The organism is Streptomyces ferrugineus (assembly GCF_015160855.1).
GTDB lineage: Bacteria > Actinomycetota > Actinomycetes > Streptomycetales > Streptomycetaceae > Streptomyces > Streptomyces ferrugineus.
In genome coordinates this window covers 8,978,949-8,996,625 of sequence record NZ_CP063373.1, presented here as the reverse complement: position 1 = coordinate 8,996,625, position 17,677 = coordinate 8,978,949, and the positions used below count along the sequence as shown (strand labels likewise).

Annotated in this window: 12 protein-coding genes; 8 read left to right on the top strand and 4 right to left on the bottom strand. The window is 73.8% G+C overall.

Features of this window, described 5'->3' with window-relative positions; all coding sequences use genetic code 11:
• The first annotated feature begins 31 nt into the window (after positions 1–31).
• The 3 genes from IM697_RS39930 to IM697_RS39920 all read left to right on the top strand — a co-directional run bounded on the left by IM697_RS39930 (position 32) and on the right by IM697_RS39920 (position 3,493).
• Positions 32–505 (top strand): helix-turn-helix domain-containing protein, encoded by a 474-nt coding sequence (locus IM697_RS39930; RefSeq protein ID WP_194041748.1) that lies wholly within the window; start codon positions 32–34, stop codon positions 503–505.
• Positions 506–912: 407 nt separating this feature from the next.
• Positions 913–2,157, top strand: a complete 1,245-nt coding sequence (locus IM697_RS39925; protein ID WP_407699579.1) for a helix-turn-helix domain-containing protein — start codon at positions 913–915, stop codon at positions 2,155–2,157.
• Positions 2,158–2,503: 346 nt separating this feature from the next.
• On the top strand, positions 2,504–3,493 hold the full coding sequence (locus IM697_RS39920) for a malate dehydrogenase (RefSeq protein ID WP_194041743.1): 990 nt from the start codon (positions 2,504–2,506) through the stop codon (positions 3,491–3,493).
• 65 nt (positions 3,494–3,558) lie between these two features.
• Here the strand turns inward: IM697_RS39920 and IM697_RS39915 are convergent, their stop codons facing one another.
• The 4 genes from IM697_RS39915 to IM697_RS39900 are packed head-to-tail and all read right to left on the bottom strand — an operon-like array spanning position 3,559 to position 10,436.
• A complete protein-coding gene (locus IM697_RS39915) occupies positions 3,559–6,903 on the bottom strand; it encodes an SAV_2336 N-terminal domain-related protein (protein ID WP_194041741.1) in 3,345 nt (1,114 codons plus the stop codon).
• Positions 6,904–6,928: 25 nt separating this feature from the next.
• Positions 6,929–7,879, bottom strand: a complete 951-nt coding sequence (locus IM697_RS39910) for an AAA family ATPase (RefSeq protein ID WP_194041739.1) — start codon at positions 7,877–7,879, stop codon at positions 6,929–6,931.
• The gene (locus IM697_RS39905; protein WP_194041736.1) at positions 7,876–10,047 is read right to left on the bottom strand and encodes a VMAP-C domain-containing protein; all 2,172 of its coding nucleotides are present in this window, start codon (positions 10,045–10,047) and stop codon (positions 7,876–7,878) included. Before IM697_RS39905 ends, IM697_RS39910 begins: the two co-directional genes overlap by 4 nt.
• A gap of 2 nt (positions 10,048–10,049) precedes the next feature.
• Entirely contained in the window at positions 10,050–10,436 is a 387-nt protein-coding gene (locus tag IM697_RS39900) for a CU044_2847 family protein (RefSeq protein WP_194041734.1), read from the bottom strand.
• 436 nt (positions 10,437–10,872) lie between these two features.
• Between IM697_RS39900 and IM697_RS39895 the strand changes: the two genes are divergently transcribed.
• From IM697_RS39895 to IM697_RS39875, 5 genes are all read left to right on the top strand, one after another.
• On the top strand, positions 10,873–11,607 hold the full coding sequence (locus tag IM697_RS39895; RefSeq protein WP_194041732.1) for a Crp/Fnr family transcriptional regulator: 735 nt from the start codon (positions 10,873–10,875) through the stop codon (positions 11,605–11,607).
• Between the two features lie 129 nt (positions 11,608–11,736).
• Positions 11,737–12,591, top strand: coding sequence for a nucleotidyl cyclase domain-containing protein (locus IM697_RS39890; protein ID WP_194041730.1), 855 nt, complete (start codon positions 11,737–11,739; stop codon positions 12,589–12,591).
• 5 nt (positions 12,592–12,596) lie between these two features.
• On the top strand, positions 12,597–15,197 hold the full coding sequence (locus IM697_RS39885) for a hypothetical protein (RefSeq protein ID WP_228044359.1): 2,601 nt from the start codon (positions 12,597–12,599) through the stop codon (positions 15,195–15,197).
• The gene (locus IM697_RS39880; protein ID WP_194041728.1) at positions 15,190–17,037 is read left to right on the top strand and encodes a hypothetical protein; all 1,848 of its coding nucleotides are present in this window, start codon (positions 15,190–15,192) and stop codon (positions 17,035–17,037) included. Before IM697_RS39885 ends, IM697_RS39880 begins: the two co-directional genes overlap by 8 nt.
• A complete protein-coding gene (locus tag IM697_RS39875) occupies positions 17,034–17,588 on the top strand; it encodes a Pycsar system effector family protein (protein ID WP_194041726.1) in 555 nt (184 codons plus the stop codon). The genes IM697_RS39880 and IM697_RS39875 overlap by 4 nt, the downstream gene beginning before the upstream one ends.
• The last annotated feature ends 89 nt before the right edge of the window (positions 17,589–17,677 follow it).

Here is a 17,677-nt window from a genome sequence, read left to right as displayed (position 1 = left end):
CACCCGATCGGGTCTGGTTCGGAGGTGAGCGATGGGTGCGTGGCAGCCGCTGCCCGGCGATCTGCCGCTGGAGGTGCGGCACTTCGTGGAGCAGTTGCGGCAGCTCAAGGACCGTACGGGCCTGAGTCTGGTCGCGCTGGGCGCGCGCACCGCGTACAGCAAGTCCTCCTGGCAGCGTTACCTCAACGCCACCCAGCCCCCGCCCCGCCAGGCGGTGGCCGCGCTGTGCCGCGTCGCGGGGGTGGAGAAGGAGGAGGCCGAGCGCTTCGAGGTGCGGTGGGAACTCGCGGTGCGGGCCTGGCCGAAGCCGGTCACGGTGCCGGGGAAGCCGGAGGGCGCGGCGCCGGCCGAGGGCGAGGAGTACGAGGACGATCCCACGTTGCCCTGGTGGGACGCGCCGCCGAGGAAGCCGGGGCCGCCGTCGCGCCGGCTGCTGGTCGTGGCCGTGGTGCTCGCCGTGACGCTGGTGCTGGCGGCGGTGGTCGGGGCCGTTGCGCTGGGATGAGGTCATGGTGACCGCCGTGTCTGACTTGCCCGGATAGAGCATGTGTGACACCAGTGATCATTTATGTGCGTTCTGTGTGTCGATGTGTTGACAAGTTCGCGGATTTGCAAGGAAGTCGTTCGGTAAGCGGGCTAGCGTGGCCGATCGGGACGTCCGGGGCGTCCCGCTTTTTCTGCAAGGGCTTACTGCCAGGGTTGTGTCGGCGGTAGCCGGAGGCTGGTGGAACACTGGACGCGGTCCCGATGCTCCCGTGCGCCCCCACCCCGGGAACTGAGATCCTTACTGGGCGCATCCCTGTGGGTAGCCACATCGGGGACTCGGCAGCGGGCGTCACGCGCGGGGGAACGCGAGAAACACCAGCACGAACCGGGGGGAAGAGGGGGGAAGCAATGCCTCGTTGGAGGGCCTTGCCGGATGAACTCGATCCGCAGGTCAGGGAGTTCGCGAGCCAGTTGCGTCGGCTCGTGGACCGCAGCGGCCTGAGCGTCGCGGCGCTGGCCGACCGCACGGGATACAGCAAGACGTCCTGGGAGCGGTATCTGAACGGGCGACTGCTCGCGCCCAAGGGCGCGATCGTGGCGCTCGCCGAGGTCACGGGCACCAATCCGGTCCACCTGACGACCATGTGGGAGCTCGCCGAACGGGCGTGGAGCCGTTCGGAGATGCGTCACGACATGACCATGGAGGCGATCCGGATCTCCCAGGCCCGCGCGGCGCTGAGCGAGTTCGGCGCGCCGCCGGCCAACGCCAAGGGCGGCGGCGCCAGGACGGGCAAGGGCTCGCGCCGCGGCGGCAGCGCCACGGCGGCGCCCACGCCCGGCGTCGCGGGCCCGGCGGGCGTGGCACCCACCGTGCCGCCGGCGGTGCCGGTCCAGCCGAAGGCGCCGGAGGTACGGGACGCGACGGTCCAGGACGCTCCGGTACGGGGAGCCGACGGGGGTGACGTCCGCGAGAGCGGGACCTCCGAGGGCAACTCGTGGGGGCTGGCGGGGTACCGGGGGCCGTCGCCGGCAGGGGGGCGTACGGCGGAGACGCCAGGTGTGCCGCGGGCTTCCGGGGCGGAGCCGGGGCCGGCGTGGTCGCCGGGGACGCCCGGTCCGTACGGCGAACCCCCGCAGGGGCCCCGTCCGGGCGCCGGCGCCACGGGCGGCGGGGGTGCGAAGCGGCGGCTGACGATGTTCCTCGCGGGCGTCGTCGGTGTGCTGGTCGTGATCGCGGCGGTGTTCTTCCTCATCGACCCCGGCGGCGACAAGAAGGGCGACGACGTCGCCAAGTCGCCCTCGCCGACCGCTTCGACCGACCCCGATCTGCCGGCCGGCGTGAAGTGCAGCGGCGACTCCTGCACCGGCAAGGACGCGGAGGCCATGGGGTGCAGCGGTGACCTCGTGACGACCGCCAAGACCGCGACCGTCGGCACGGCCGTGGTCGAGGTGCGCTACAGCGAGACCTGCGGGGCCGCGTGGGGACGGGTCACACAGGCCGCCCAGGGCGACGAGGTCGTCGTGACGGCCGGCAAGGCCAAGGAGGAGTCCGGGCCGATCACCGCGGCCGGCGACACGATCGCCTACACGCCGATGGTGGCCGTGAAGGACGCCGGCGAGGCCATCGCCTGCGCGACGCTGGCCGCGGGCCAGGAGGGCTGCACGCAGTAGCGACAGCCTCGGGCAAAGAATCCCGACGGTGATGAATGGGCGGCCGCAGAATGGGCACGCGCACCGGTACCCCCACGGGAGTCCGGCATCGGTACCCCCACCAGGCGGCCGCCCAGTTTCCCTCTCCCGGACCGGGCGGCCGCCCCCTTTCGCCGTACTCGTGGTCATTCTGTGGGGTGGGCCACACGGACCCGGCCGTGCGAGATCCCGGATGCGCGATAGCCTGACCGGTGGATCTCTCGACGCCAAGAGATCGATCATCTCGGCACCACGAGACGGATCATCTCTGCGTCCCGCACCCCGGGGGCAGAGACGCCCCACCGCCAGCTGTCATACGGAGAACGCCATGACCCGCACTCCCGTGAACGTCACCGTCACCGGCGCGGCCGGCCAGATCGGTTACGCCCTGCTCTTCCGCATCGCCTCCGGCCAGCTGCTCGGCGCGGACGTGCCGGTCAAGCTGCGACTCCTGGAGATCACGCCGGCGCTGAAGGCCGCAGAGGGCACGGCCATGGAGCTCGACGACTGCGCCTTCCCCCTCCTTCAGGGCATCGACATCACCGACGACCCGAACGTCGCCTTCGACGGCGCCAACGTCGGCCTGCTCGTCGGCGCCCGCCCGCGCACCAAGGGCATGGAGCGCGGTGACCTCCTGGAGGCCAACGGCGGCATCTTCAAGCCGCAGGGCAAGGCCATCAACGACCACGCCGCGGACGACGTCAAGATCCTGGTCGTCGGCAACCCGGCCAACACCAACGCGCTGATCGCGCAGGCCGCCGCGCCGGACGTACCGGCCGAGCGCTTCACCGCGATGACCCGCCTCGACCACAACCGCGCGCTGACCCAGCTCGCGAAGAAGACGGGCTCGACCGTCTCCGACATCAAGCGGCTGACCATCTGGGGCAACCACTCCGCCACCCAGTACCCGGACATCTTCCACGCCAGCATCGCCGGCAAGAACGCCGCCGAGGTCGTCAACGATGAGAAGTGGCTCGCCGAGGACTTCATCCCGACCGTCGCCAAGCGCGGCGCGGCGATCATCGAGGCCCGCGGCGCCTCCTCGGCGGCCTCCGCCGCCAACGCCGCCATCGACCACGTCCACACCTGGGTCAACGGCACCGCCGACGGCGACTGGGTCTCCATGGGCATCCCGTCCGACGGCTCGTACGGCGTCCCGGAGGGCCTGATCTCCTCCTTCCCGGTCACCACCAAGGACGGCAAGTACGAGATCGTCCAGGGCCTGGAGATCAACGAGTTCTCCCGCGCCCGTATCGACGCCTCCGTCAAGGAGCTCGAGGAGGAGCGCGAGGCGGTCCGCTCCCTCGGCCTGATCTGACGGATCCGATCTGGCTCTCACCCGTGATCCCCGGGCGGCGGCAGCCGCCCGGGGATCGGTGCGTTTCACTCCCTCACGAGCAGCTCGGCCAGGTCCACGAACGCGTTCAGCGTCCGCGTCCGCAGCTGGTCCAGCCCCCGGAAGCCCGGGAAGTGCAGGGACCTGTCGAAGGGGACGGCGACCACCTGGTCCGCGCCGATGTCGAAGCGCGCCGGCAGGCCGTCCGGCACGGGCCGGCCGGTGACCCCGTCCACCGGGGCCACCACGACGATCGCCTCGTCCGCCAGCCGTCGGCGTCCACTCCCGCGCAGCCGGTCCAGCACCCGCCACGCGGCGTCGAGGAACCAGCCGGCGCTGCCGCAGCACAGGATCAGCCGGTCGGTCAGATCGAGGACGGTGTCCGCCGAGCGGTCGAACCGCAGCGGGGCCCAGTCGGTGAGGACGAAGGAGTAGTAGGGCTCGGTGCGCGCCAGCGCCTGCGCGTACGCCTCGGCGTGGGCGGGGTTCGGCGGGACGTGGCCCGGCGGGTGCGCCGCCACTTCCAGGCCCGACGACAGGCGCGTGGTGCGGGCGCTGACCTCCTGGTACGAGGCGTCGGCCGGCAGGTCGGCCAGATCGCGCACGGTGGCCGGGTTCCGGTCGGTGAGGAAGGCGCCGAGGGCACCCTCGTCGGCCGCTCCGTCGAGGGCGAGTACGGGCTCGCCCCGGACGGCGGCCAGCAGCGAGCCGAGCGCCACCGTCGTGGTGGCCCGGCCGCTGTAGTGGTAGGCACCGACCAGGGTGACGCGCCGGGCGTGCCGCAGTGGTCGCCGCAGGCGGGCCAGCCGGGCCTCCCGCTCGCGGCGGGCGGCGGGGAACCGGGGCGGGCGGATCGGCGGGCCGGTGGTGGGCGGCACGGCAGTCGCCGGGAGCACGAGTCGCGCCCGCGCCGGCCGCTCGACGGTGGACTTGGGCCGCCGCGTGGGGACGTGCTCGTGGGCGATGTAGTGGGCCAAGGAGTCCGCGACCTCGCCGGCGGTCGGGCGCTCGGCCGGGTCCGGGTCGAGGCAGCGCAGCACGATCCGGCGCAGCCGTGCCCACGTGTCGCCCTGCCACAGGTGCATGCCCTCCGGCTGGCCGGGCAGTTCCCAGCCCGCCTTGCTGCTGGCGAGCTGGAGCAGTTCGCCCAGCGCGCGCACGTTGTCCTCGGAGGTCGGCATGGGGCCCGCGCCCACGTACTGGCCGGCCACCGCGCAGTCGGACAGGTCGGCGAGCATCACGGTGCGGCGCAGCACGAAGACGTTCTCGGCGCTGAGGTCCACGGGAACGATCTCGTGGAGGTGGCACAGGGCCAGCGCGCTCGCCAGATGCCAGCCGACGACCAGCGCGGTGAGTTTGTCGAAGGGGGCGGTGCCGGTGCGGTGGGCCTGGTTGAAGATCTCGGCGAGCCGGGGCGGCGTCGGCTGCCCGGAGCCGTCGTGGACCGGAGCCGTCGCCACCCACTGCCCGTGTCCGCCGCTGTCGGCGCCGCGCTCCTCGGCGAGCAGGGCGGGCGCGTACTGTCCGTCCAGTCGGCGCAGCGCCTCGGCCTCCAGCGTGATCAACTCGGAGGTGTCGAAGAGGAGATCGGAGCGCGCGACGCGGACCCGGGCCGCCAGGCCCCGTCGGCCGACGCCGTCGTACTCCACCGTCCGCCGCAGCCGTCGCCGGGCGCGGAGCCGGTACGGGCCGAGCTGCCGGGGGTCGTCGTCGGTCAGTGGCTGCCAGCCGTCCGCGGCGGCGGCGCTCTGCTCCGGTCCGCGTTCCAGCCCGTGCACCTCCGGGTCGAACGACACCCCGAACCGGGTCAGGAGCCGTCGTTCCACGCTGGTGAACGGACGGTGCGAGCCGGGAAGCTGAGCGGATCCGTCCGGATGCGCCAGCCAGGCCGGGAAGTCGGGCGAGTTGCCCGCGAGTTGTTCCAGGCGCCGCCCGATGCTGCGGCCGGTGCGCAGGAGTTCGGCCTGGGGGACCGCGTCCAGGAGTACCGACCGCGACGCGTCGGAGAAGTCGAAGACCTGGTGCTTGGCGGGCAGCGGCCCCGGCACCGGCGCGGGATGCGGCCGCATGAGGCCGCCCAGGAACACCTCCGCGAGGTGGGAGGTCCGCGCCCGCCACGGGACCGCCGTCTGGACGAGCCGCATCACCGGCACCGTGAGCGGTGACACGGCCGCCAGGTGGGCCGCGAGCCGGTACGCCTCCGGGGTGGCCGCGTCCCGGAAGTGCTGGGCGTCGCCCGGGTCGGGGGACGCGGTGATCGAGCCGCCGGACCGGTGCGGCCGGGCCAGCAGCGGCAGTTCCACCGTGGCGCCGGGTGAGGCGAGCAGGTGGGCCCAGTTCCGCAGCGACGCGGCCGTCGGCTCCAGGACCGGGACCGGTACGCCGTCGAAGCGGGCGAGGTCGGCGGGCAGTACCGGGTCGGTGATCTCCCAGGAGGTGTTGGCCCCGCCGATCCGCCGGGTGGTGGCCTGCCAGCGTTCCGCCTGGATGCCGGAGCCGTCCCACAGGTCGGGCGGCAGGGTGTGCAGCAGGGCGGCGGGGCCCCGGGAGGCCCAGAGGGCCAGCAGGTCGTGGAGGGCGCCGCTGCGCCAGGAGGCGCCCATGCCGTCGCTGATGACGAGGACCAGGGTGCGGCCGGACGGGTCGCCGACCGCGCTCAGCGGTACCGGGGTGCTGTCGGGGCGGAACGGGCGGGCGTGCAGGCGTGGTTCGGAGACACCGCGGGCGTCGAGGCCGAGGACGCGGGTGGTGGCGAAGGCGCCCAGGCGTTCCAGCAGGGTGCGCAGTTCGGCACCGAGACGGTGCCACAGCAGCATCGACAGCCCGTCGTCGACGAGCAGCGCCAGGTGGAGCCAGCGCTCCTGCACGGGCCGCAGCACCACGTCGGGCAGCCGGGTCTCGGCGAGTTCGGCGGCGGTGCGCTCCTCGTCGATCTCCAGCCGGTGCGAGCTGGTCTGGCGGCGCCGCAACGGCCGTAGCGCGCGCCCCACTTCGAGCTCGCCGGTCAGCGCCTTGTCCTCCGGAACCCGCACGGGCAGCGCCTTGCCCGGCTCGGGGGCCTGCCGCAGCCGGATCTCGGGAATCGCCGGCGGGGTCTGCCGGGCGGCCGCGTACAGGGACGGGGCGGTCAGGTCGGGCAGGTCCGGGTCGTCGGGATCGGGTTCCTGCGCGGGCCGGGACGGTGTGTCACCGTCCGGCTCGTCGGCGGCCGGGGGCTGCGGCGCGGGCGGCTCGACGCGAGCGCACCGGCCGAGCGGCGCGTTGCTCCCGCCGGGCAGCCGCCGGGCGAGCCACAGCACGTCCAGCACCTGATCGGCGTCCAGCTCCTGGCCGGCGGCCGCCAGTACCCGCAGCGCCTCGGTGAGCCGCGCACCACCGCCACCCGCACTCATCACGCACCCGCCCCCGCGACGTCCCTCACAGTGCCCCGGTCAACTGGTGCAGAACGGCGTCCAGCAGCCCCTCCGCGTCCAGGTCCACCCCGCCGTTGCGCAGGAACACCGCGTTGAGGAGCTGGTCGGTGGCCAGTTCGCCGGGGGCGCGACGGCGGAGGAAGGCCTCGATCAGGTCGTCCGCGTCGCGCAGGGCCTCCTCGCCCAGGTGGGCGGTGACGATGGCGCGCAGCCGGGCCTCGTCCGGCACCGGCAGGGCGAGCCGCACGCAACGGCGCAGGAAGGCGGGCGGGAACTCGCGCTCGCCGTTGCTGGTGATGACGACGACCGGGAACTCGGCGCACTGGACGCGTCCCTGGTGGACGGTCACCGTGCCGCGGTGGTCGGCCGTCTGCACCGCCACGTCCGCCATGTCCTCGGGCAGCCGGGTCAGTTCGGGGATGTCGAAGTAGCCCTCCTCGAAGACGGTGAGCAGGTCGTTGGGCAGGTCGACGTCGCCCTTGTCCATCTCGTCGATGAGCAGGGCCCGCGGGGTCGCGGACGGGACGAGCGCCGTGCCCAGCGGACCGAGCCGGATGAACGTCCCGATCGACGGCTCGCCTTCGCCCCGGTCACGGCTGAGCGTCGTTTCGCGCAGGCGGCCGATCGCGTCGTACTGGTACAGCGCCTCGCGCACGGTCGACCGGCTGTTGATGGACCACCGCAGCAGCTCGCCCAGCCGCAGCTCGTGCGCGACCGCCCGGGCCAGCGACGACTTGCCGGTGCCGGCCGGCCCGGTGACCAGCAGCGGTCGGCGCAGATGCAGGGCGGCGTTGACCACGTCGGCGTGCTCCGACTGGATCAGGTACGGCAGTTCGGGGCGGGCGGCCGGCGTCGGGCTGAACCGCCGCCACGGCGGTGCCGAGGGCAGGTCGACGTCGCGTGGGACGCCGTCGCCGCGGAAGAGGCGCCAGTCGGCCTCGGAAGCGGAGGTCATGCGCTCTCCTGTGGTTCGCTCAGGTGCAGCCGGGGCACGGTGCGGTCGGCGTCCGCCCAGGCGAGGACCGGGCGGCCGGGGAACTCGGGGGCGCGGGTGCCCCGGGCGTTGGCCCGGTAGACCCGCACCCCGTCGGGCAGTTCACGGGTGGCGACCTCCGCCATGTGCTGGGTGACATGCGAGGGCGTGTCCCGGCCGCGGTCCCACACCACCACCGGTATGCCCACCGCGAGACAGATCTGAACGATGGCGTCGCGCGGCCCCTGCGGCACGTCGACGGACACCCGGACCGTGTCGAGCCGGCCCATCAGCTCGTAGTAGACCTGGTGCGGGTCCTGCGCCGGGTCCGCGACGACGAGCGTCTTTCCGGAGTCGAGCTGTCTCCACCGCTCCCGCCAGTCAGGGAGGAAACGCTCGTGCCGCCGCAGGAGTTCCGGACAGTGAACGACCAGGGGGAACTCCACCCCGAGCACCCCCGGCACGATTTCGCCGGGCACCTGGGCCGCCCACTCGTCGACCGGCAGGTTCAGATCCGCGCGGTCCACCAGCACCTCCACCAAGGGCCGTCCGCCGTCCTGGGCCGAGGGCGTGAGGGACTCCAGGACGCGCAGCAGTTCGCGCGCCGCCTGGGACGCCGTGTGCGAGGCGGCGCTGTCGGCCGACACCTGCCGGGGCCCGGTGCCCTCGTCGCACCAGATGCGCAGCCGGTGCCGCCCCCGCTCCGCCCGCGCGACCTGGACCAGGACCCGCTTGCGCGGGACGCCGCCACGCAGCATGCGGCCCCAGTCCTGCGCGTCCGAGCGCCGCTCCCGCAGCGCCGCCTCCGGGATGCCGAGCCGCACCCGCACACCGTCCGACCACAGCCGCAGCTCCGCCTGCCGGGGCGGCGGGCACAGCACGGCGACGTACTCGACGACCCGCAGCAGCGCCGGGACCCGGGGCTCGCCGTCGTCGGAGTGGCCGTCCCCGGACAGCTTCTCCAGCTTGTCCAGCAGGATGTCCAGGGTGCCCCCGTCGGTGGGAACGGCGACCCGCTTGGCGGCCTCGCGCACCGCCTCGGGGATCCGCTCCAGCACCGACCGGTCGACCTTGCGCAGTAGCTGGTGCAGCCGGTGGCGTTCGCGTGGTGAGAGCAGCAGCGGGGTCTTCGAGAACCGCCCGGCGACCAGCATGCGGTTGGTGGCCGCCGGGTTCCTTGGCCGCAGGATCTCGGTGCAGGCCGCCAGGGCGCGGGGATGGCGGAGCAGAAAGGCCGCGAACTCCTCGATGGGAGGCGGGCTGACGGGGCTGCCCTGCCCGACGTCGCAGGCGAGCGCCAGTTGCCGGGCGACGTCGCCGAGCGAGTACGGCGACGGCAGCGCGTTCCCGATCGCCTCCACGAGCATGCCGAAGGCCTCCGGATCCGCGGCCCGGGCGTCCTCCACGCGGGAGGTGCCGGAGAGGTCGCAGAGGTCGGGGGCGTCCAGCCGCCGCAGTTCCACCTCGACCTGCTGCCAGGGGATGCCCCAGCTGCGCCGGATCATGTGCTGCGGGCTGTGCGGCAGCGGGGCCCCGTCGGCGGCGTGCGGCGGCATGAAGTGCGCGGTGACGAGTCCTACGACGGCCCCGTCCTCCTCGCACCACAGCGGGCCGCCGCTGTAGCCGGGGCCGACCGCCATGCCGGTGCTCTCGCCGTCGAGATAGCCGATCGGGCCGTCGAGGGCGGCGACCCTCAGATCGGCGAAGGTCGCGCCGCGCCCGCTGCCGTGCCAGGCGCGCACCCGCCGGCCGGGCACCATGGCCGCACGGCGGTCGGGAGTGAGTGCCCCGCCGGGCGGCGCGTCGATCCGCAGCACCGCCAGATCGCCGAGCCACTCCCCGTCACCGTCCGGTACGGCCTCGCCGTCGCGGGTGCGCGCAGGGATCCAGTGCGCCACGCGCGCGGGGTACCGTTCGGTTCTCCGTGCCCCTTTCACCTCGACGAACAGCTCCTCGAGACCGGGCGGCCGGGTCTCGAACATCGCCCTGCCCAGGGCGTCATTGACGACATGCGCACAGGTCAGCACCGCGTCGACGCCGAGCACGACCGCCCCGCCCGCCGTCTTGCCGTCGCTCGTCCGGCGCACGGACGCGACGCGGGGACGTGCCTCGTCGCCGGGCACCGCCCCGGCCGGTATGAACCATCCCACGGTCACTCCGCGCCGGGCGCCGGCTTCCAACTGGCGGTGACGGTGAGGTGCGCCTGCCCGTTGCCGCCGACGATGCCGAGCTTGAGATCCTGCCCGACCTGGAAGCCGAAGGTCACGCTGAGCTCGCTGGGCGGGTCGGGTACCGCCGAGGCGGCGTCGTGCACCTCCTGCAGCAGCGGACCGAGCGGCTTGAGCGCGGCGCGCAGGGCACCCGTCGCGAGCTGGGCGACGGTCCGGCTCCCGCCGGTGGCGACGGGGACGGCCCGTCCCATGCCCTCGGGCAGATCGTCGTCCCCAGGCGTGGGCGGTTCGGGGGCCGCCGCCGCGGGGGCGAGCAGGAACCTGAGGGGCGTACCGTCGTCGAACTCTGATTCCAAGAAGGTGGACACGACAACATTATGGACGAACTGCCGTGACTGGCGGGGTAGTTCAGGGCGCCGGAGTTCCTCCGGCGGCACGCCGACGGCCCGCGCGCGGCCTCCCCGGAATCCTGACGGCATCACCGCCGCCACACCCCAAACCCGAGTTTCCGCCAACTCTCCCTCCCCTGACCGAATCCCGGCGCCGATGCTTGCTCTCGTTCGAGTGGCGGGCCTGACCTCACCGTCGATCGTTCGGGTGTCGGTGTGGCGTATACCACTCGTGGGGGCTGTCGGTGGCCGGGGTGTGGTGGTGACGGACGGCGAGGGGGCGACCAACCTGGCATTCCGTAACTACCGGCCAGTACCCCTGGTATGGCGCAATCCGCTCGGCGTGGACCCTCGCCCTGCCACCATCGACACCCATCGAAAATCCAGGCGTCGGGACAGTGGCGGGGGACTGGCCATGGGGCTGCTCGGAAATGAGCTGGCGTTCGCGCACACGCTGACTCCCCAGGAACACGAGAGCGTCATGGCCCTCGGCCATCGGAAGAGCTATCCGGCCGATGCCCATCTGCTCACCGAGGGCGACCGTTCCCGTCACGTCGTGATCATCATTCAGGGGTGGGTGACCGTATCCGTGGTGACGGACCGTGGGGCCACCCGGCTGATACTCGGCCTGCGCGGCCCGGGCGAACTGCTCGGCGAGATGGCCGCGCTGGACCAGCATCCGCGCAGCGCCACCGTGCGTGCGCTCGGCCCCATAGAGGCCCAGGTCATATCCGGGGACGCCTTCCGTCGCTTTCTCGCCCTGCACCCCCGGGTGAGCGGTCTGGTGATACGTCAGCTCACCGGCCGGCTCCGCAGCGCCGACCAGGAGCGGTCCGCGCTCGCCTCCCTCACCGTGCTCCAGCGCCTGGCCGGCCGGCTCGTCGAACTGTCGGGAGTCGACCCCGCCGGCCCCTACGCCCCGTCCGCGGCGGGCCCCTCGCGCGGCCCCGCGACAGCCGGCCCCGTCGTCCAGCTCGCCCAGGACGAACTGGCCGCCACGATAGGAGCCACCCGCGAAGCCGTGGCCAAGGCCCTGCGGCTGCTGCGCACCCAGCGCATCGTGCGCACCGGCAACCGGATGGTGGAGATCCTCGACCCCGGGTTGCTCGCGCTCCTGGCGGACGGCCATGCGGACGGCCATCAGGAGTAGACCCGCGCCCCGGCTTGTGTAAACGGCTACAGACGTCTCTCCCTGCGGGGCCGACCCTGAGGGCAGCAGCACTTTCCCCGCAGGACAAACACCTCTTTTGTACGCGAACAGAACACGCAGGGGGCACGGGTGGACCAACCACGAGCGGAACTCGCCGAAGCGCACTACGAGTTGGTGATCAGCGTCGACGCGAGACGTTCCGGTGAGTACGACGACGTCGACAAGCCGCGCATGCGCGCCCGGATCTACCGTGTGCTGGAGACGGCGTTCACCCAGGCCAGGGTCCCGCGGGACGCCGTGCACCTGGAGGACCGCGGCGACGGAGTGCTCGCGTCCGTCGCGGGACGGGTCGCGGTGACGCGGCTGCTCGGGCTGTGGATGGTCGAGGTGCACGAGAAGCTGCGGGACGAGAACCGTGACCTGGCCGTTCCCCTCGGGCTGCGCATCGGCATGCACGTCGGGCCCGTACGGCACGACGGGCGGGGCATCAGCGGACGCGCCGTCGACCTCGCCTGCCGCCTGGCCGACTCCACCGTCGCCCGCCGGCTCCTCGACGCCGAGAACGCCGACCTCGTACTCGTGACCTCACAGGGCCTGTACGAGGACGTGGTCACCGCCGGCGGCAAGTTCATCGAGCCCGCGCACTACGCCCCGGCCCGGCTGGAGCTCAAGGAGGGCGAGGTCACCGCCTGGTTCCAGCTTCCCGGGCGGCCCGCGCCGGAGATCCCCGGGACCACGCCGGCGCCGCCATCCGCCGGCGGTTCCCTGCCCGCCGACGACGCGTTCGACGCCTTCGACGACGAGGCCGACGACGGCGACGCGTTCGAGGTCGTCGGCGACAGGATGTCCGGCCACCGGCCCGCCGGCGGCGGGGTTCATTACAACGTCGTCGGCGACCTGTCCCATCACCACCACAACGAGTACCAGGGCGACGTGCACATCGGCCGGAACACCGACCGCCAGGCCGGGAAGGGAAGGGGCTGAGCCGGGTGAGCGACGACGAGCGGGCGGGCGGCGACGCCGCTGAAGAGCCCGCCGGGGGACGGTCGTCCGACGACGGCAGGAAGGCCGGGGACGACAAGCGGGACCGGGACGACAGCAAGCAGGACCGGGACGACGACCGGGGCCGGGACGGCCGGGACGACGACGGCGACGCCGACGGCGAGAACTCCGCCGAGGACGAGGAGGCGGAGAAGGACAAGGAGCGGGAGAAGGAACGCGAGCGCGCCGCCGGGCGGTTCAAGGCCTACACCCGCGACCCGCTCGCCGAGGACGAGGGCGAGGACGGGCCCACCGACCTCGCCGCCGCCGCGCGCACCCGACGGGCCGTCCGGCTGCTGTTCGAGGTCGGCGGGGACCTGAACCGCATCGACCGCTCGTACATCGACCGCGCCCACATCGGCGACAACATCAACCTGCTGCTGGGCGCCCGCCGCGCCCTGCGCAGCGGCCCCGTCCCCGAGGACGAGCTGCGCAGGCTGCGCCGGGCGCATGTGGAGCCCGAGGGGTACGTACGGCTGCGCAACGCACTGCGCGCCCGGCGGCTGCTCGTCCTCGGCGCCGCGCCCGGCACGGGACGCACCAGCACGGCGCTGTCCCTGCTCGACGAGGTCACCACGTCCGTGGCGAACGGCACCGACACCGAGCCCGTGGCGCGGGTGCGCCGCATCGACTCGGACGGCGGGTTCCGGCAGCTGGCCGAGACGCTCGACGGGGAGGGCGGCCAGGCGTGGCGCGGCACCGGCCATCTGCTGGAGCTGTCCCCGGCCCGGCCCGACGCGCTGCCCCCGGACGAGATGGACCTCGACGAACTCGCCGCGGCCCTGGCCCGCCGCGAGGCCTTCGCGGTGATCGTCGTCACCGTCGGCTCGGCGGCGAACCCGCTGCTCGCCGGGCGGTACGGCATGCTCTGCCCGCCCGCGCCCACCGAGGAACTGCTCACCACCCGGCTGCGCGAACGGCTGGAGGAACGTACCGCCGAGGCCCGCGAGGGCGACCCGCCGCTGGACGAACTGCTGGCCCGCGCGGAGGAGCTCGCGGGCGGGGACGAGGTCACCGAGGCGGTCGGGCTGGACGACCTGCGCCCCGCCGAGGCCGAGTTGCTGGCGTCGCTGCTGGCCGGGCACGTGGTGGGGGACGTCTCCTACGACGATCTGCTGTCCGGCTGCCGCAGCATCGCCGCCGAGCAGGCCCAGGAGTGGTTCGCCGGCGTGGACCGGGCGCTGACCGCGCTCCCGGCCGAGGCGGAGCGACCGGGCCGGGGCCCGGTGCGGTCGGGGACGGCCACCCTGTTCCACCCGGTGGCGTTCCGGATCGCGCTCGCCGTCCTCGGCGGCGCCTCGCACAGCGCCGTGGCCGCCGCCGCCCACCTGCTGACCTGGGAGCTGTCGGTCCAGTCCGACCCCGACACCACCCCGGCCCGCCCGCTGTTCTGCGACGACCCGGAAGCCGACGTGGCGCTCTCGCGTGCCGAACTGACCGACGGCAAGGTCGACGTGGACGGCCACGACGTGCCCGCGCGGCTCATCTACTACCGCGGCTCCGCGCTGCCGTCCGCGGTGCTGACCGAGCTGTGGGACCGGCACTTCCCGGTGCGGGCACCGGTGGTGCGCTGGCTGCGGCTGCTGGCGGACGACCCGCGCTCCCAGGTGTGGATGCGGGCCGCCGTCGCCGCCGGGGAGCTGTGCGTACGGGACTTCGACCACGGCTACACCGAGCTGGTCCGTCCGCTCGCCGAGGCCACCACGAACCGCCGGCTGATCTTCGCGGCCACCACGCTGGACCAGGCCGCCGGCCACGACTCGCACCGCGGGACGGTGCACCGGCTGGTGGGCGACTGGAGCCGCAAGGGCACCGCGGCACAGCGCTGGACCGCGGCATGGGCGCTGGGCTACGGCAACGCCGCCGCCACGACGGACGACACCCTGGACGCCCTGACCCGGATCGGGGTCCGCGACGACGGGGAACTGGTCTCGGTCGCCTCCCACAACGTCGTACGGCTGCTGGTGCTGCCGGACGCCGCCGAGGTGCTGGCGCGGATGACCGAGTGGACCCACCACAAGCGCGAGCCGTACCAGGACCTGGGGCTGGCGGCCACCGTGCGGCTCTCCTTGACGACGGTGGACGAACTGCTGATGGACCCCGACGCGCTGCTGGACGACAGCGCCTCCCCCTGGGGGGACCGCGGGGACTGGCCGGTCTCGCTCGCCCTCGCCGCGATCCGGCCCGAACTCGTCGAGCCGATGGCCGACCTGATGTGGACCGCGCTGAACACGGCCCGGTCCAAGGACGTGGCGATGGACGCGCTGGAGGAGCTGCTGCGCTCGGCCGAGCGCAAGGACGGCACCGAGTGGACCCGGCCGGGTCTTGCGGCGCTGCTGCCCGCGCTGGCCACCGAGGAGCACGACCGGCGGCGGCTGGACTGGCTGCTGCGCCGAATGATGAACGACCCGGAGAAGCCGCTCCCGGAACCCAGGGCGCGCGACCTGTGGTGGCTCGCCGTCGATCCGGAGGAGATGCCGCGTGTGACCGGGCCGCGTCCGGTCGGGACGCGACGGGAGTGGACCCGCGAGGAGGAGAGGCATGGCTGAGAACGAGGACGGGGCGCTTGACGCGGAGGAGTCGGGGGCGGCGCCCGCGGGTCCGTTCGTACGGGACTTCAATCCGCTGACCGACGGGTATCCGAGGGTGAGTCCCCGGTCCGCGGTGGTGCAGTTCTACCGGAACGGCGGCTACACGGTGAAGCGCGCCTCCGGTGTCCAGCACGTCGACAAGCCGGTGCTGGCCCGGCCGCACAGCATCTGCGAGATCGCGCTCGGCACCTATGTGACCCCGCTCCAGATGGAGTTGCCGGCGGCGGGCGGCACGACCTTCTTCAAGGCCGAGGTGGACATCCAGTGGGCCGTGACCGATCCGCACCTGGCCGCGCTCGAAGTCGTCACCGACGTCGCCAACCGGCTCACCTCGCCGGTCCTGGAGCGGCTGCGTGAGGTCACCACGACCTACCGGGTGACGGAGGCGGAACAGGCGAACCGTGCCATCACGCGCGAGTGCGCGGGGGGCCGCTGGGCCGACCTGGGCTCCGAACTCGGCCTGCGGGTACGGCTGTACGTCCGGCTGCGCGTCGACGACCGGACCATCGAGCACGCCGACGAGGAGCGGGACGCGCACGCCCAGGCCAAGGTGATCCGGCTGCGGCAGGACTCGTACCGGCGCATGCTGCAGGGCGGCGAGCTGGAGCAGCTCAGCTTCATGCTGGCGGCGGATCCCGAGGGCGCCAAGGACTTCCTGGAGAAGATCCGCCAGGAGGGCAGACAGGACGAGAAGGACCGGGTGGCCCGGCTGTTCGCGATGGCCGCGCGCGGCGAACTGGCCACCGTCGATGTGGAGACGCAGGTCCTGAACCTGCTCAACCAGGGCGACGGGCGGCCCATGGTGGGGCCCATCGGCACGGTGCCCGCGCGCCGGCCCCGCGAGCTGGAGGCGTCCGCCGGCCGGCCGTTCAACCCGGACTGGGCCTCGGACGAACCACCCCGGCGCCCGCCCCACCGGACGCAGCCCTCCCACGACGAGCCCGACCGACACGAGCCCCACCCGGCGGACGACCCCGCCTACGACGCCCGCCGCACCCCGTCCCGCCGTACCGAGCCCTACGACCCGCGCGACGAGGCCGACCACGGCGCCCGTCGCACCCCGTCCCGCCGCCCCGAGCCCTACGACCCGCGCGACGAGGCCGACCACGGCGGACCGGGCACCCGCGCTCGACGTCGCGGTCACCGGTCCGAGCCCTACCCGGCGGACGACCTCGTCCCCGACGACCGGCGCGCCCCGTCCCGCCGCCCCGAGCCCTACGACCCGCGCGACGAGGCCGACTTCGGCGGACCGCACGTCCCCTCGCGTGGGCGGGCGTACCGGCCGGACGCCTACCCGGCCGGGGAGTTCCGGGACGACGAGTCACGCCCCCGCCCCGGTCGCCGGGCGTTCCGGGCGGAGCCCTATTCCGCGGGTGGGGATTCCGACTATGAGGACGGGGCGCGTTCCCCTGACGGACGTCGTGCTTTCCGGGCGGGGTCCGTCTCCGGGGGTGGGGATTTCGGTCCCGAGGACCGGGCGGGGGCCTTCTCCGCGGGTGGGGATCCCGACTATGAGGACGAGCCGCGCTCGCGTGACGGGCGTCGGGCCCACCGGGCGGAGCCCTACCACCCCGGCGACGACATGCCCCGCACCGACGCGCGACGGCGGCCCCGTCGGCCGGAGCTCGGGTCTGCGGGACCGGTCCCCGGGCGGGACCCCGAGGATGAGTCGCGCTCCGGGGACCGGCCCAGGACCTACCGGCCGGAGCCGTACTACCCGGACGACGAGTGGGAGCGGCCGCGGCGTCGCAGGCGTGGTGAGGACGAGGGCTGGTCCTGGGCGGAGGAGGACCGATGACTGCCGACGGGGCGGCCCGGACTTCCCCCGACCCGGTCGTGCCTGTGCCGGACGGGGGTCGGCACTGCACGGACCGGGCGGGGGAGCGCATCGTCGCCGAGCGGCTGCTGGCCAACGTCCGGGAGGACCTCGGCCGCGCCGACTCCAAGGCGGCCGTGCTGCTCTCGGGGACGCTCGCGCTGCCCGCCTTCCTGGCCGGGTGGCGCGGCACCCCCGCCTGGAGCGGGTTCGCCGACGTGACGCTGGCCCTGTCCGGGGCGCTGTGGGCCGTCGCGGTGGCCGCGCTGGTCGGGGCGCTGATGCCGCGCACCGGCACGGTCCGCGGCGGGGACGGGGTGACGTACTTCGGCGACCTGGTGGCCGCCCGCGACCTGGCGGGGCTGTCCGCCCGGGTCGTCGAGGCCGGACGGGACCCGGCCGAGTGGCTCCTCGTCCAGGCCGTGGACGTCAGCTCGATCCTGTCCGCCAAGTACCGAGCCATCCGCTGGGGGGTCGCCTCGCTCGCGCCGTCGGCGGCCCTGGCCGTCGTCTGGGGGCTGACCGCGGGTTGATCCCGAGGGGCGCACACGACATCGGCGTACCACCGCACACACATCAACGCACCACCACACAGGACCGGCGCACGCACCAGGCACGACTC